The sequence below is a fragment of the Streptomyces sp. NPDC029956 genome (genome assembly GCF_055574655.1).
Genome location: NZ_JBVHZJ010000062.1, coordinates 1 through 15,069, shown reverse-complemented (window position 1 = coordinate 15,069; position 15,069 = coordinate 1). Strand labels below are relative to the sequence as shown.

At 73.6% G+C, this 15,069-nt stretch carries 11 protein-coding genes; 4 read left to right on the top strand and 7 right to left on the bottom strand.

Annotated elements, in window-relative coordinates; all coding sequences use genetic code 11:
* Positions 1 to 147: 147 nt before the first annotated feature.
* Positions 148 to 2,583, bottom strand: a complete 2,436-nt coding sequence (locus ACZ4XX_RS33745; protein ID WP_468511669.1) for a glycoside hydrolase family 31 protein — start codon at positions 2,581 to 2,583, stop codon at positions 148 to 150.
* A gap of 215 nt (positions 2,584 to 2,798) precedes the next feature.
* Between ACZ4XX_RS33745 and ACZ4XX_RS33740 the strand changes: the two genes are divergently transcribed.
* Positions 2,799 to 4,769: an acetoacetate--CoA ligase gene (locus ACZ4XX_RS33740; protein ID WP_468511668.1), complete on the top strand. Its 1,971-nt coding sequence runs from the start codon at positions 2,799 to 2,801 to the stop codon at positions 4,767 to 4,769.
* A gap of 131 nt (positions 4,770 to 4,900) precedes the next feature.
* On the opposite strand, the gene ACZ4XX_RS33735 is transcribed toward ACZ4XX_RS33740, so the two are convergent.
* The gene (locus ACZ4XX_RS33735) at positions 4,901 to 6,004 is read right to left on the bottom strand and encodes a CU044_5270 family protein (RefSeq protein ID WP_468511667.1); all 1,104 of its coding nucleotides are present in this window, start codon (positions 6,002 to 6,004) and stop codon (positions 4,901 to 4,903) included.
* Positions 6,001 to 6,837 carry an RNA polymerase sigma factor gene (locus ACZ4XX_RS33730; RefSeq protein WP_468511666.1) on the bottom strand — a complete coding sequence of 279 codons (837 nt, stop codon included), beginning with the start codon at positions 6,835 to 6,837 and terminating at the stop codon, positions 6,001 to 6,003. The genes ACZ4XX_RS33735 and ACZ4XX_RS33730 overlap by 4 nt, the downstream gene beginning before the upstream one ends.
* Before the next feature lie 143 nt (positions 6,838 to 6,980).
* Between ACZ4XX_RS33730 and ACZ4XX_RS33725 the strand changes: the two genes are divergently transcribed.
* Positions 6,981 to 8,591: a serine protease gene (locus tag ACZ4XX_RS33725; protein WP_468511665.1), complete on the top strand. Its 1,611-nt coding sequence runs from the start codon at positions 6,981 to 6,983 to the stop codon at positions 8,589 to 8,591.
* A 114-nt stretch (positions 8,592 to 8,705) separates the two neighbouring features.
* Here ACZ4XX_RS33725 and ACZ4XX_RS33720 read toward each other — a convergent pair whose 3' ends face one another.
* Positions 8,706 to 10,025, bottom strand: a complete 1,320-nt coding sequence (locus ACZ4XX_RS33720) for an aminotransferase class I/II-fold pyridoxal phosphate-dependent enzyme (protein WP_468511664.1) — start codon at positions 10,023 to 10,025, stop codon at positions 8,706 to 8,708.
* 46 nt (positions 10,026 to 10,071) lie between these two features.
* Between ACZ4XX_RS33720 and ACZ4XX_RS33715 the strand changes: the two genes are divergently transcribed.
* Both ACZ4XX_RS33715 and ACZ4XX_RS33710 read left to right on the top strand, forming a co-directional pair.
* Positions 10,072 to 11,358: an MFS transporter gene (locus ACZ4XX_RS33715; RefSeq protein WP_468511663.1), complete on the top strand. Its 1,287-nt coding sequence runs from the start codon at positions 10,072 to 10,074 to the stop codon at positions 11,356 to 11,358.
* A gap of 24 nt (positions 11,359 to 11,382) precedes the next feature.
* Positions 11,383 to 12,282 carry a hypothetical protein gene (locus tag ACZ4XX_RS33710; protein WP_468511662.1) on the top strand — a complete coding sequence of 300 codons (900 nt, stop codon included), beginning with the start codon at positions 11,383 to 11,385 and terminating at the stop codon, positions 12,280 to 12,282.
* 71 nt (positions 12,283 to 12,353) lie between these two features.
* Here the strand turns inward: ACZ4XX_RS33710 and ptsP are convergent, their stop codons facing one another.
* The 3 genes from ptsP to ACZ4XX_RS33695 all read right to left on the bottom strand — a co-directional run.
* On the bottom strand, positions 12,354 to 14,024 hold the full coding sequence (gene ptsP, locus ACZ4XX_RS33705; RefSeq protein WP_468511661.1) for a phosphoenolpyruvate--protein phosphotransferase: 1,671 nt from the start codon (positions 14,022 to 14,024) through the stop codon (positions 12,354 to 12,356).
* A gap of 80 nt (positions 14,025 to 14,104) precedes the next feature.
* On the bottom strand, positions 14,105 to 14,554 hold the full coding sequence (locus ACZ4XX_RS33700; RefSeq protein ID WP_468511660.1) for a PTS sugar transporter subunit IIA: 450 nt from the start codon (positions 14,552 to 14,554) through the stop codon (positions 14,105 to 14,107).
* A 311-nt stretch (positions 14,555 to 14,865) separates the two neighbouring features.
* Positions 14,866 to 15,069: hypothetical protein (locus ACZ4XX_RS33695; RefSeq protein WP_361408731.1), on the bottom strand; the 204-nt coding region annotated here is incomplete at its 5' end.

The window sequence follows — 15,069 nt, the reverse complement described above, 5'->3', positions numbered from 1 at the left end:
GGCCGCAGATCGTGTCCCTCCTGGCGGCCGGCGGCCTGGGCGTGGACAACATCCCGAAGAACCGCGGCGACCAGCCCGGGCCGGACCGACGAGGGCGGACCAGCCCGGGCCGGACCGACGGGGGCGGACCGGCCCGGCCCGAGCGGATCACACCCCCCGCACCTGCACCGGCAGCCCCGCCTCCTCCACCCCGTCGTCCGTCACACGCTCCACGACCACCCGGCCGTCCACGAGCCGCGACTGGTACCGCTCGATCTCGGCCGTCTCCCAGCCGTCGCCCGTATCCCGTACGACGAGCCCGCCACCCGTCCGCCCGGCGGCGGGCGCCCACACCTCCAGGGCCGGCTCCCCGTCGTCGCCCCGGACCGCGAGCACCGCCCCCGCCCGCGCCAGGACCGGCACCCGGGAGAGCGGCGCGTCGAGCAGCACCTGCCCGGGACCCTCGTACGCCTGCTCCGTCGTCGTGTCGTACCAGCGACCGCGCGGCAGCCGCACCGCCCGCCGGTCGGCGCCCCGGGTCAGGACCGGCGCGACGAGCAGCGCGTCGCCGAGCAGGAACGCGTCCTCGCAGTCGCGCAGCACCCGGTCCTCGGGCGTCCCCCACCACAGCGGGCGCACGTACGGCGCGCCCGTCATCCGGGCGAGCCGGGCCAGGGTCGTGAAGTACGGCCGCAGCCGTTCCCGTTCGGCCAGAGCCACGCGTGCGTGCTCCAGGACCTCCGGACCGAACTCCCACGGTTCGCGCCGTCCCGCGCCGATCGCCGCGTGGGTGCGGAACAGCGGCAGCCACGCCCCCAGCTGGTACCAGCGCAGGAACAGCTCCGGTGTCGGACTGCCGTCGAAACCTCCCACGTCGGGCCCCGAGTACGGCACCCCGCACAGCCCGAGCCCCAGGACCAGGGAGAGCGAGGCCCGCAGCCCCGGCCACCCGGTCGACACATCGCCCGACCAGGTGCCCCCGTACCGCTGCATCCCCGCCCAGCCGGAACGCGAGAAGAGGAAGGGCCGCTCGTCGGGCCGCAGCCGGCGCAGCCCCTCGTATCCGGCCCGCGCCATCGTGAGGCCGTACACGTTGTGCGCCTCGCGGTGGTCGCCGCCCCGGCCGTCCAGGTCGTGCCGTGCCGAGCGCGGCAGCGTCGTGTCACCGAAGGGCGCGAAGGACACGGGCTCGTTCATGTCGTGCCACACCCCCGCGAAGCCCTGCCCGAGCCGCTCCTCGTACAGCTCGCCCCACCACTCCCGTACCGCCGGATCGGTGAAGTCCGGGTAGGCGCACTCGCCCGGCCACACCACCCCGTGGACCTCGTGGCCCCGCGCGTCCCGCACGAAGGCCCCCGCCGCCCGCCCGCTGTCGTAGACCGCGTTCCCCGGTTCGACCTTCACCGCCGGGTCCACGATCGACACCAGCCGCACGCCTTGCTCCCGCAGCTCCTTCGCGAGGCCCGGCAGATCGGGGAAACGCTCCCGGTCGACGGTGAACACCCGGTGCCCGTCGTAGTGGTCGATGTCCAGATGGACGGCGGACAGCGGCAGACCCCGCTCCCGGTATCCGGCCACGATCCGCCGCACCTCGCGCTCGCTGCCGAACCCCCAGCGCGCGTGCTGCGGTCCGAGCGCCCAGTCCGGCGGCAGCGCCGGAGCGCCGGTCAGCGCCGCCCAGCCGTGGAGCACGCGCGCGGGGGTGCCGACCACCACCCAGCAGCGCAGCGGACCGCCGCCCATCCGGACCTCGCTGGTCCCCGGCCGGTCGTGCCCGGACCCCGCGCCCTCCTCGCCCTCGGCCAGGGTGACCCGGCCGTCCCAGGAGTTGTCGTGGAAGGCCAGATGCGTCCCCGCGTCCGAGACGACGAACTGCACGGGCATGGTGAGGTAGAGCGGATCGTCCCCGGGACCGAAGCTCCCCTTGGGGTCGGTGTTCCAGAGCCGGTACGAGCCGTCCCGCAGCCGGGGCCCCGCCGACCGGCCGCCCAGCCCGAAGAACCGCGCGTCCGCCGGCACCTCGCTGCGCTGCACCCAGCGCGCCGACCCACCGGACACCCCTTCGCCCGCCGCCGGCGGCCGAGCACCGTCGACCGGCCGAGCACCCGAAGCCGGCTTCGCACCCGGAGCCACGACCTGCGCCACCGGCTCCCACCAGCGCGGCGGCAGGTCCCGGCGCAGCATCACCCCGCCCGGCGTCCGGATCTCCACCGCCCCGTGCCGGGAGACCGCCACCGTCACCCGCTCCGACACGATCCGCCAGCCGCCGTCCGTGTCCGGCTCGAGGGAGGCCCGGAGATCAAGCTCCGGCGCCTCACCCGCCAGGGCGTACGAGGGAAGCGGCTCGGCCCCGTCCCACCCCCAGAACACGGTGCCGCCCGAGGAGACACGGATCCGCAACGACGACCGCGCGAACCTGATGGTCCCCCCACCGGGCGCGGCCTCCGCGCCCGTCGCCGACCCCGGCACCCGGGCCCGCTCCGCGCCCTTCGGCGGCAGTGCCCAGGTGTCCGTACGACGCTGCCGCCACGCCGCACGCACCGTCCGCAATCCCCGCACCGAGCCGAACACCTTCATCGAACGCACCAGTTCACGACCGTCCATGCAGCTCAGACTGCCACCCGGCCGGGGCGGAAAAGGCTCCGTTCAACTGGCGTTCACCCGTGGTGGGAGCACATATTCAACTGCCCGACCATGGGCGGTCAGACCTGGTGCGAAAGACGATCACATGGCATCGTCCTGTCAGCCGCGTCACGCGCACACCCCAGCACGTGCGCGGGACACACGCCGACCCCGCGTACAGCCAGGGAGCAGCCCCCATGACATCAGCGCAGACCGAGCCGCTCTGGCAGCCGGACGAGGAACGCATCGCCACGGCCGCCGTGACCCGCTTCCAGACGTGGGCGGCCGAACACCACGGCGCCCCGGCCGAGGGCGGATACCCGGCGCTCCACCGCTGGTCCGTCGACGAGCTCGAAGCCTTCTGGAAGGCGGTCGTCGAGTGGTTCGACATCCGCTTCTCCACCCCGTACGAGCGCGTCCTCGGCGACCGCTCGATGCCCGGCGCCGACTGGTTCCCGGGGGCCACCCTCAACTACGCCGAGCACGCCCTGCGCGCCGCCGACGAGCGCCCCCATGACACGGCCCTGCTCCATGTGGACGAAACACATGAGCCCACGCCGATCACCTGGGCCGAGCTCCGCCGCCAGGTCGGCTCCCTCGCCGCCGAACTCCGAGCCCTCGGCGTCCGGCCCGGTGACCGGATCAGCGGCTACCTGCCCAACGTCCCGCAGTCCGTCGTGGCCCTCCTCGCCACCGCGGCGGTCGGCGGCGTGTGGACCTCCTGCGCCCCCGACTTCGGCGCCCGCAGCGTCCTCGACCGCTTCCAGCAGGTCGAGCCCGTCGTCCTCTTCACCGTCGACGGCTACCGTTACGGCGGCAAGGAGCACGACCGCCGGGACACGGTCGCCGAACTGCGCGCCGAGCTCCCGACCGTCCGCGCCGTCGTCCACATCCCGCTGCTCGGCACCCCGGCCCCCGAGGGCACCCTCGCCTGGGCCGATCTCGTCGCCGCGGACGTCGAGCCGGTCTATGAGCAGGTCCCGTTCTCACACCCGCTGTGGGTCCTGTACTCCTCCGGTACCACCGGCCTGCCGAAGGCGATCGTCCAGTCCCAGGGCGGCATCCTCGTCGAGCACGTCAAGCAGCTGGGCCTGCACTGCGACCTGGGCCCCGAGGACGTGTTCTTCTGGTACACCTCCACCGGCTGGATGATGTGGAACTTCCTCGTCTCCGGCCTGCTCACCGGCACGACCGTCGTCCTGTACGACGGCAGCCCCGGCTACCCCGACACCGCCGCCCAGTGGCGCATCGCCGAGCGCACCCGCGCCACCCTGTACGGCACCTCAGCCGCGTACGTGATGGCCTGCGCGAAGGGGGACGTGCACCCCGGCCGCGACTTCGACCTCTCGGCGGTGAAGTGCGTCGCCACCACCGGCTCCCCGCTGCCGCCCGACGGCTTCCGCTGGCTCCACGACGAGGTCCGCGAGAACCTCTGGATCGCCTCCGTCAGCGGCGGCACCGACGTGTGCTCCTGCTTCGCGGGCGCCGTCCCCACCCTCCCGGTCCACATCGGCGAACTCCAGGCGGCCGGCCTCGGCACCGACCTCCAGGCCTGGGACCCCTCCGGCAAGCCCGTGATCGGCGAGGTCGGCGAACTCGTCGTCACCAACCCCATGCCGTCCATGCCGATCCGCTTCTGGAACGACCCGGACGGCAGCCGCTACCGCGACAGCTACTTCGAGATGTTCCCCGGCGTCTGGCGCCACGGGGACTGGATCACGATCACCGATCACGGCTCGGTCGTCATCCACGGCCGCTCCGACTCCACCCTGAACCGTCAGGGCGTCAGGATGGGGAGCGCCGACATCTACGAGGCCGTCGAACGCCTTCCGGAGATCCGCGAATCCCTCGTGATCGGTCTGGAGGAGCCGGACGGCGGCTACTGGATGCCGCTCTTCGTCCACCTCGTCGAGGGCGTGGCCCTCGACGACGAGCTGGTCGCCCGCATCAAGCGGACGATCCGCTCCGAACTCTCCCCGCGTCACGTACCGGACGAGATCATCGAGGTCCCGGGCGTCCCGCACACCCTCACGGGCAAGCGCATCGAGGTCCCGGTGAAGCGCCTCCTCCAGGGCACCCCCCTGGCCAAGGCCGTCAACGCCGGCTCGGTCGACGACCTCGGCCTCCTGCGCTTCTACGAGACGCTGGCGGCCGACCGCCGCCGCTGAGCGCACGGCAGGGGAGGGGGGGGGGGTGGGGGGGGGGGGGGCCCCCCCCCCCCCCCCCCCCCCCCTCCCCCCCCCCCCCCCCCCCCCGTTCCCGTCAGCCCTTCGTACGTACTCGGCGCACGCCTCCCGGTTCAGCCCGTCGGCAGCACGCCGGGCGCCGGGGCGGACGCCTTGGCGAGCACCGCCGAGACCCCGAGGACCGTGCCGGCCCGGCCTGCCGAGGTGGTCTCGGCGAGGACGGTGCGCTCGCCCAGGAACGCCGACGTCGACCGGTCGAAGATCCACTGCGTCTGCTCGCCGTGGGCGGTACGGGCCACAGCGACGCCCTCCCGGCCGGCCGCGTCCTTCGCGGACGGCAGGACGGTCACCCCGGGGATCCGCGCCGCCGCCCCGTACAGCGCGGCGGTGACCTTAGGCGGGGCCCAGGTCTCGGCGAGCAGCGTCCCGATCGCCGTGAACGCCCGCTGATCGGCGTCGCCCTCGCCCGTCCGCGTCTGCTCCCGGACGAGGCGCAGCAGCGCGTCCTGATCGGTGGGGAGCGCGGCCACGTACGTGTGGGTCGGGTTCGTGACGGAGGGCGCAGCCGTCGCGAGGGTGGTCTTCCGGGGGGCGGCCCCGGGCCCGTCCAGCTCGTACACGGGCAGCTCGGCGCCGAGTTCCGTGTCGGCGGCACCGGGCTCGCGCAACAGCCCCGGGCGGCTGCCGTCGACGGAGAGCCACACCTCGCGCCGGTGCGCGGGCGGCAGGGTGGCGGGGCCGCCGGCCGCGTCGCGCCCCGCGTGGGCGACGAGGCTCCTGACGTAGACGTACCCGCCGGGCCGGGCATCCGGCGCGGGAGCGGCGGCGGCGGCCAGCGCGGCACCGGACAGGATGCGCACGGCCTCCGGGGCCGCGGGCCGCCCGGTCGAGACGCGGCCCGGAGACCCGGCCGGTCCCTCCTGGGGTGCGACCACGACGACACCGGCCACGACCGCGCAGGCGGCCACCGGCGCGGCGATCCAGCCGAACGGCAGCCCGCCGCGCGAACGGCGTTCACGAGCCGGGTGGGACACGGAGCCGTCACCTGCGGCGAGGGCGGTCCGCAGGACGGTGTGCCGCAGCTCGCGGTCCTGCTCCGGCGCGAGCTCGGGCACCGGCGGCGGGGGCAGCAGTGCGGTGAGCTCGGCCCGCAGCAGGGCGTCCGCGTGCGCGTCGGCCTTGCGGTGATGCGGTGTACGAGGGGCGAAGGCGTTCATGCCTGGTTCTCCGGGATCGGTCGGGGCACGAGGGCGGGACGGACGGGGGACGACGCCGCGTCGGCTCGGCTTGCGGCATCGGATGCGGCGGGCCGGCTCACGGCATCGGGCGAGGCGACCTGGCGCAAGGGTTCAGAGCCGGTGACCGGGCGCAGCGCTTCGGAGCCGGCGGCCGGGCGTATCGCGTCGGACGCGGTGGCCGTACGGGAACGGGTGCCGGCGCCGGGCCCCGCGGCAGGCCCCGCCACTCGGCCGGACGACCGCACCGCGGCGGCCGCCGCCCGCTCCTCCCTGCGCGCCGTCCGCAGTTCGGCCTCGGCGAGCTTCCGGAGTCGTTCACGCGCCCGCGACAACCGCGACCGAACCGTCCCGACCGGGACGCCCAACGCCTCCCCGGCGGCCGCGTAGTCGAGCCCGGCCCACACGACGAGCGTGAAGACCTCCCGCTCACGCCGCCGGAGCTTGCCGAGGGCGGCGCGGGCGGCCCGGATCTGCTCCCCGTCGGCCATCCGGGCGAGGACGTCGTCGGCGAAGTCCGGCAGGACACCCCGCTCGGGCATCCGGGCCAGCGCCGCGTCCCGCCGCCGTGCCTCGCGGGCGGACCCGCGCATGATGTTGGTCGCGATGCCGAGCAGCCAGGGGCGCAGACTGCCGCCCTCGGCGTGCACCTTCCCGCGACAGCGCCAGGCTTCGAGGAACGCGGCGGAGACGACGTCCTCGGCCGTCGCCCGGTCCCCGCACACCCGGAAGGCGTAGTGGTACAGCACGCGTGCGTGCTCGTCGTACGCCTCACCGAGCGCGGAGGGATCCCCGGCGCGGAAACGATCTCTCATAGGTGATTCCACACAAGGCACTGGGCGGCGGTTCGTCCGCGTTCCCGTGACCCGCACCACACCGCGAACGGGCCCTGCCCCCGGCGACCGCCGGTGTGGCCCAGGTCACCGGAACGCCGGGCCCGCGATGTGCAGTGCTGGACATGAACGCATCCTCGACACCCGGCGGTACGCCCCGGGGCGCAACCCGCCGCACGGCCCTCCGCACCCTGGCCGTGGCCGCCGTCCTCGCGAGCACGGCCCTCTCCGCCCTGCCCCCGACGGCGACCGCGGCGGCCGCGGCACCGGAGACGTACACGCTGACCATCCGCCATCTCGATCGCGCGGGCGCCGCCACCGGCGACTACCGGACGAACGTCACCGGCATCTCTGGCCCCGGCGCCGACACCTCCGCCACGCCCTACGACGCGTCCGGCACGGTCACCGTCCGCCTGCCCAAGGGCCGCTACCTGCTCGACTCCACCCTGACGGGCGCCGACCGGGACAAGGCCGGCGGAACCGACTGGGTCGTCCAGCCCCGGCTGGACCTCGACCACGACACGACGGTCACCGTCGACGCCCGTACGACCGAGCCCGTGGACGTCCGCCCGCCGGAGTCCGGCGCCCGCTACCTGCACAGCATGGCGTACGTCGAGGCCGGCCACGCGGGCACGACCCGTTCCGCGAACATCATGATGTCGAGCGCGGACCTGCGCGTGGCCCACCTCGGACCCGCCGCCGAGTCCGGTTCCGTCAAGCAGTGGATCGACACCTACTGGTCCGGCGCCCGCGCCGACTACGCGCTCGGCTACGTGTTCACCTCCGCGCGCGCCCTGACCGGCCTCGTCCGTCACCCCGCCGCCACCTCCCTGGCCACCGTCAAGGTCCGCGCAGCCGCCCCAGAGGGCACGGCCGGAAGCGGGTTCGTCGACATCCAGCCCGGCGCGGGCCCCACCGTCGGCCTCGTCCGGCCGCTCCCGCTGCCCGGCACCGCCACCTTCCTCGTCACCCCGGAACGCGGCCTCTGGGACGTCGGCTACGCCGGACCCGCGGCCCCCGAGACCCCGCCCAACCGCTACTCCGCCGACGGAATCGCGGTCCGCGCGGGTGCGACCACCACCCACACCTTCGACAACGCCGTCTTCGGTCCCGCGCTCGACACGGCACCCGGTGCCCGCCCCGCAGGCGTCCGCGACGGCGACCGGATCGCCCTCGACATCCCCCTGCTCGCCGACGGCGAGGGCCACGCCCCGACCGCCCCGCGCTTCCACGGCGCCACCACCACGCTCCACCGCGACGGGGTCCTGATCGGCACCCGGCAGGGCGACCCCGGCCGCGCGATGTTCACCACCACCCCCGGGCGGGCCTCGTACCGGCTGACCGCCACCGCGACCCACGGCGAGGGACCAGCGCGCGGACGGGTCACCGCCGCCTGGACCTTCCCCTCGGCCGCCGCGTCCCGTCCGGCCGCCCTGCCCCTCAGCACCGTCCGCTTCGCCCCGGCCCTCGACCTCGACGGCACCGCCCCGGCGGGGACCCCGGTGCGCGTACCGGTCACCGTCCAGGGTGCGGCCGCCGAGACCGGAGTCCGCTCCCTCACCGTGTCCCTGTCGACGGACGACGGCACGACCTGGACCCGCGTCCCCGTCGTGAACGGCCGGGCAGGCTTTCGTACCCCCGGCCCCGGCGGGTCCGTCTCGCTGCGCGCCGCACTCACCGACACCCGGGGCGACACCGTCACGCAGACCCTGACGAACGCCTTCCGGACCCGATGACCTGACCGCACGCGTGAGCGCTCCGGGGAAGGGACCACCCTCCCCGGAGCGCTCACGCGTGCCCGCCGCCACCCGCCCCTGAGGCCGCCCTCCGGCGGCGAACCCCCGACGCCGTCAACCGCCGTACGTCGCCTGCGCGTCCCCCAGGACCTCCGCGAAGTCCGCCGCCAGACGCGGCGCGTCCTCGGGCGCGAGCGCCGACGTGGTGATCCGCACTGCCGGCGGGGCGGCGATCCGGAACCGCGCCCCCGCGGCCACCCACCAGCCCTGCGTCCGCAGCCCGTTGACGACCGCGGACTCGTCCCGCACCGGCACCCACACGTTCAGCCCGCTCGCCCCGACCGCCCGGATCCGGTGCGCCCCGAGCGCGTGGATCAGGGCCGCGCGCCGCTCCGTGTACGCCGCCTCGCCGTCGGCCACGAGCGCGCGCACCGCGCTGTCGCGGAACAGGCCGACCACCGTCTCCTGCAGGACGTGACTGACCCAGCCCGAGGTCATCAGCATCCGTCCGTCGTGCCGCGCGAGGGTGATCGCGTCACACGCCACCCCGGCCCAGCGCAGGTCGATCCCGAGGTGCTTCGACGCGGTCCGCACCTGCGCCCACCGTTCGAGCCCGGCCGCCGCCAGTGTGTACGCCGCGGCGCCGCCGATGTCCGCGTTGTGGTCGTCCTCCACGACCAGCACGTCGGGGAAGTCCCGCAGCACCGTCACCAGTTGGTCCCGCCGCGACCGGGTGAAGAATCCGCCGGTGGGGCACTGTCCCCGCGGGCTGCACACCACCGCGCGCACCCCGCCCCGCAGCGCCGCCCGCAGCGACTCCGGTACGAGCCCCTCGTCGTCCACGGACACCGGGACCATCCGCAGCCCCAACGCCGGCACGAGATCGAGCAGATGGTGGAAACCGGGGTCCTCCACGGCCACCGCGTCACCGGGCCGCAGCTCCGTCGAGAGGAGCCGTGCGATGCAGTCGAGTGCCCCGTGGGCGAAGGTCACGTGCCGTGTCGGCACCCCGTCGCGCCCGAACCACTGCCGGGTCAGTTCTTCGAGCGCCGCGAGCCGAGGGGCCGCGCGATGGGACCCGTACACCGGCGTGACCGACGACGGGGGACGCAGCACGGGGAGGAAGGCCGGGTCGGGATGGCCGCCTGCCAGGTCCACCAGGCCCTGGGGGACCCGCGGCGGTCGGCGGGAGGCCACCGACGGCGCCTCCGCGACGACGGTCCCGCCCCGGCCCCGCGTGACGATCAGGCCGCGCTGTCGCAGCTCCTTGTAGGCCGTCGCGACCGTCCCCGGACTGACTCCCAGCTCGTCGGCGAGCCGCCGCACGGGCGGCAGTGCGTCACCGGGGGAGAGCCCGCCCTCGGTGACGCCCCGCTCCACGGACGCGGCAATCCCCTTGGCCGTCGTGCCTTCGATCGAATATTGTGCTGCCACGTAATCAATTATGTATCAATACAAAGCAGTTCGCAAGGGGGACCCATTGAGCCGCTCCACCCACTCCACCCGAACAGCCCTCAGGGACCGCGTCCCCGGCGGCCGGGACGGCCGCCGCATGCTCGTCATCGGCTTCATCGACAAGTGCGGCACCGGACTCTGGTCCACGGCCATGGCCCTCTACTTCACGTTCGTCACCGGCCTCGACCTCGGCCAGGTCGGACTCCTCATCGCCGTCTCCGGCGCCGCCGGCATCGCCGGCGCCCCCCTCGGCGGCCGACTCGCCGACCGCTTCCCCCTCGTCCGCGTCATCATCTGCACCCAACTCCTCCGCTCGGCAGCCCTCCTCGCCCTCCTCACCACCGACGACTACCTGCTGCTCGTCCTCTTCTCGGCCGCAGGCGCCCTCCCCGACCGCGCCACCAACGTCCTCACCAAGCTCTACGCCGCCCGGGTCGCCGGCCCCGACCGCGTCCGCTACCAGGCCATCAACCGCACCACCTCCAACATCGGCTGGACCCTCGGCGGCCTCGGCGCCGCGGGCGCCCTCGCCGTCGGCAGCACCACCGCCTTCCAGCTCCTCCTCGTCGGAGACGCCCTCTCCTACCTCGTGATGGCGGCGCTCACCCTCCGCTGCGCCGAACCCCCGGCCCCCACCACCTCCCGGATCGCCGCCGCCTCCACCGACACCACGCCCGCGGCCAAGCCCTCCAGTCCTTGGCGAGACCGCGGCTTCCTCGGCTTCACCGCCGCGGAATCGGTCTTCTTCCTCCATGACTCGATCCTCCAGGTCGCCCTGCCGCTCTGGATCGTCCACGCCACCGACGCCCCGGTCGGCCTCGCCCCGCTCCTGATGGTCGCCAACAGCGCGCTCGTCGTGATCTTCCAGGTCCCGCTCTCGCGCTTCGGCTCCTCCACCGAAGCCGCCCGCCGCCTGCTCGCGCCCCTCGCGGTCCTCTTCGCCGTCGGCACGCTCGCCCTGACCGTCTCCGCCCTCGGCGGCCGGCCCCTCGCCATCGCCGCCCTGATCACCGCGGCCGTCGTCCTCACCTTCGCCGAGATGATCCACACCATCGCGTCCTGGGAGATCTCCGTCGCCCTCGCCCCCGACGACGCGCAGGGCGCCTACCTCGGCGTCCACGGCCTCGCCCAGTCCACCCAGCGCTTCGTCGGCCCCCTCCTCATGACCGGCCTCGTCTCCGCCGGCCCCCTGGCCTGGCCCTTCCTCGGCGCGGCGCTCGTCGCCACCAGCGCCGCCCAGAACCGCCTCGTCCGTCGACGCCTCCCCGAACCGTCACTGTCAGTGGCGAAGGTTACGGTGAGTGAGCATTGATCGGAACGCATTCCAGGGGGAGACATGACACGGACCGACACCACCCCGGCGAACCTCCGCCGCGCCCTGCGCCGCGAAGTCCCCAGCACCGTCGGCCTCCTCGCCGACGAGCACGACTTCACGGCCATGCGCCGGTACCGCACCTTCGCCTTCGACGACCACACCACCTATCTCCGCCAGGTGGAGGCCCTCCTCAGGTCCCTCGCCACCCAGGGCGGCCACACCACCGTCACCCTCTTCGACCCCGAGGAGTACGCGGCCTATTGCGCCGAAACCGCCCTCGACCCGGACCACCCCGCCAGCCGCAGCCGCTTCACCGCCCACCTCGCCGCCACCGGCGCCCGGGTCACCTACACCGGCCAACCGCTCAGCACCCTCCTCCCCGAACTGGTCGACACCGCAGTCCGCCACGCCACCTGGGAGTACGCCACGACCGTCCTCGCCACCGCGGGCGACTGCGCCACCTGCGGCAAGGACATCGGCAGGGCCGCCTTCGAGCGCGCCGCCCGGCTCCTCGCCCGGCTCCTGGACGCCGCCGGCCCCGGCACCCACCACCTCGTCTGCAGCGTCCCGGCCGCCGACGACCACCTCCTCGCCGTCCTCCACGCCGACGCCACGACCTCACCCACGGACGTCGAGGACACCGCAGCCGCCGAGTTCACCGCCGTCCTCGCCGCGGGCATCGCCCTCGGAGCACCCGGCGGACTCGTCCTGCGCACCTCCACCCCCGGCGCCCGCGACCGACTCCACGGCTGGCGCCTCACCGCCGGCACCCTCACCCCCCTCACCGAGGCCGAGGTCTTCGCCGCCTACTGCACCGACGCCCGCACCGGCGAACCCCTCTCCCCGGAACCGGGCGTCGACCACCGGGCCGGCTTCCCCCTCACCCCCGACCCCGACGACGACTGGACCACCCACCACTGACCCCGCACACGCCGAAGGGGCTCCCCGCCACCTCGGTGACGGAGAGCCCCTTCGTCAAGCACGCCCGGGAATCACTCCCCGGACAGCACCGCCTGCGCGGCCACGCGCGCCTCGTGCGCCGTGTCCGCGGCACGTGCCGCGGCCGCGGCACGCTCGCACTGCGCCAGCGTGTACTTGGCCAGCGTCGCCCGCACATACGGAATCGAGGCAGCACCCATGGAGAGGGAGGTGACCCCCAGACCCGTCAGCACACAGGCGAGCAGCGGGTCGGCGGCTGCCTCACCACAGACACCACAGCTCTTGCCCTCGGCCTTCGCCGCCTCGGCGGACAGCGCCACCAGGTCGAGGAGCGCGGGCTGCCACGGGTCCTGGAGCCGCGACACCGCACCGACCTGACGGTCGGCCGCGAAGGTGTACTGCGCCAGGTCGTTGGTGCCGAGCGAGAGGAACTCGACCTCCTGGAGGATCGAGCGCGCCCGCAGCGCGGCCGAGGGAATCTCGACCATCGCACCGAACTTCGCCCGCAGCCCCGCCTCACGGCACGCGTCGGCGAAGGCCTTCGCGTCCGTACGGTCGGCCACCATCGGCGCCATGACCTCGAGGTAGACCGGCAGCCCCTCGGCCGCCTTCGCCAGCGCGGTCAGCTGGGTCCGCAGCACCTCCGGGTGATCCAGGAGCGACCGCAGACCCCGCACACCGAGCGCCGGGTTCGGCTCGTCCGCCGGGGTCAGGAAGTCCAGCGGCTTGTCCGCACCGGCGTCGAGCACCCGCACGACCACACGGCCCTCGGGGAACGCCTCGAGCACCTTGCGGTAGGCCTCGACCTGCTTCTCCTCGGACGGAGCCTTCGCGCTGTCGTCCAGGAAGAGGAACTCCGTACGGAACAGACCGACACCCTCGGCACCGGCCTCCACCGCCGCCGGCACGTCCGCCGGACCACCGACGTTGGCGAGCAGCGGCACCTTGTGCCCGTCCGAGGTGGCGCCCGGACCGCTGGACGTCGCCAGCGCCGCCTTGCGCGCGGCGGCGGCCTTGGTCAGCTCCGCCTTCTTCTCCTCGCTCGGGTCCACGAAGATCTCGCCGGTCGAACCGTCGACCGCGATCATTGTACCCTCGGCGAGCTCACCCGCACCCGGCAGCGCGACGATGGCCGGCACACCCAGCGCCCGCGCGAGGATCGCGCTGTGGCTGGTCGGCCCGCCCTCCTCGGTCACGAAGCCGAGGACCAGGGTCGGGTCGAGCAGCGCCGTGTCGGCGGGCGCCAGGTCCCGCGCGATCAGCACGTACGGCTCGTCGCTGTCCGGCACACCCGGCATCGGCACGCCGAGGAGGCGCGCCACGATCCGGTTCCGCACGTCGTCGAGGTCGGCGACCCGCCCGGCCATGTACTCACCGGCACCGGCGAGCAGCTCGCGGTAGTGCGAGAACGCGTCGTAGATGCCGCGCTCGGCCGTGCTGCCCACGGCGATACGGCGGTCCACATCGGCGATGAGCTCCGGGTCCTGGGCGATCATCGCCTGGGCCTCGAGCACGTGCTGAGCCTCGCCGCCGGCCAGGTTGCCGCGTGCATTGAGGTCGGCGGCGACAGCCTCGACGGCCTGACGGGCGCGCCCCTGTTCGCGCTCCGCCTCGTCCGCCGGAATCTGCTTGGCCGGCGGCTCGAGAACCGCCGTGCCCATGTGCCGGACCTCGCCGATCGCCACACCGTGGCTGACGCCGACGCCTCGCAGCGTTGTCTCCATCTCACCCGTCTCCGATAGAGCGGCGGCACCTGCCGCCGCGTTGAATGTCGAACTCGCGGTCGTCACGGGGACGATCCGGCTCAGCTCCAGCCGAAGAGCTGGTCGCCGGCCTTCACTTCGCCGTCCTCGACGACCTGGGAGAGCGAGTCCGCAGTGGCCTCGAGGGCCACGATGGGACAGATGGGGGACTTGCCGGCGGCCTCGACCGCGGCGGGGTCCCAACGCACGACAGCCTGTCCGCGCTGGACGGTGTCGCCCTTGCTCACGAGGAGCTCGAAGCCCTCTCCGTTGAGCTGAACGGTGTCGATACCGAGGTGGGTCAGCACACCGTGGCCCTCACCGTCGACGACGACGAAGGCGTGCGGGTGCATGGAGACGATGACCCCGTCGATGGGGGAGACGGCCTCCGAGGGCTCACGTACGGGATCGATGGCGGTGCCGGGCCCGACCATCGCACCGGAGAAGACCGGGTCGGGAACTGCGGCGAGACCGATGGCGCGTCCGGCAAGCGGCGACGTCACGGTTGTCATGGGAAGCCTCCCAGGGGCGGAGATTGTGTGGCGCCGTCACTACCTGTCCTGGACGGCGTACTGTTCAGAAGCGTAAGTCATAAGAAGTCCTAGTTCCGCACGAGACGTACCAGTTGGGCGGAGCTAGGGACTACCGGAAACGATTTGCCTCAGCTGACGGTGGGATGTACTGTCGTACTCCTGCTTGACCCCAACGCGGCCTTGAGTCGCGGGTCGGCAGCACCTATCAAGCCAGATCCTAACCCCAGTGGTCTACACCTCTGCATGCTCGCAGGGATGTGGTCGGGGGGACCGAGAAAGCCTGGTAATGTTCAACCCCGCCGGGAACGGAAAACACGAAAGTGAATTCCTGCCCAGCGAACCCGCTCCAGCGGGTGGCAGAAACGGGAAATCGGATCTGCTAGGCTGGAAACACGAAATACCGAAGGGAAGCCCGGAGGAAAGCCCGAGAGGGTGAGTACAAAGGAAGCGTCCGTTCCTTGAGAACTCAACAGCGTGCCAAAAATCAACGCCAG

Bases quoted from the DNA above. Each gene is read 5' to 3' on its own strand.
- ACZ4XX_RS33725 (WP_468511665.1), top strand. From the start codon at position 6,981: ATGAACGCATCCTCGACACCCGGCGGTACGCCCCGGGGCGCAACCCGC.
- ACZ4XX_RS33745 (WP_468511669.1), bottom strand. From the start codon at position 2,583: ATGGACGGTCGTGAACTGGTGCGTTCGATGAAGGTGTTCGGCTCGGTG.
- ACZ4XX_RS33730 (WP_468511666.1), bottom strand. From the start codon at position 6,837: ATGAGAGATCGTTTCCGCGCCGGGGATCCCTCCGCGCTCGGTGAGGCG.
- ACZ4XX_RS33735 (WP_468511667.1), bottom strand. From the start codon at position 6,004: ATGAACGCCTTCGCCCCTCGTACACCGCATCACCGCAAGGCCGACGCG.
- ptsP (WP_468511661.1), bottom strand. From the start codon at position 14,024: ATGGAGACAACGCTGCGAGGCGTCGGCGTCAGCCACGGTGTGGCGATC.
- ACZ4XX_RS33740 (WP_468511668.1), top strand. From the start codon at position 2,799: ATGACATCAGCGCAGACCGAGCCGCTCTGGCAGCCGGACGAGGAACGC.
- ACZ4XX_RS33700 (WP_468511660.1), bottom strand. From the start codon at position 14,554: ATGACAACCGTGACGTCGCCGCTTGCCGGACGCGCCATCGGTCTCGCC.
- ACZ4XX_RS33710 (WP_468511662.1), top strand. From the start codon at position 11,383: ATGACACGGACCGACACCACCCCGGCGAACCTCCGCCGCGCCCTGCGC.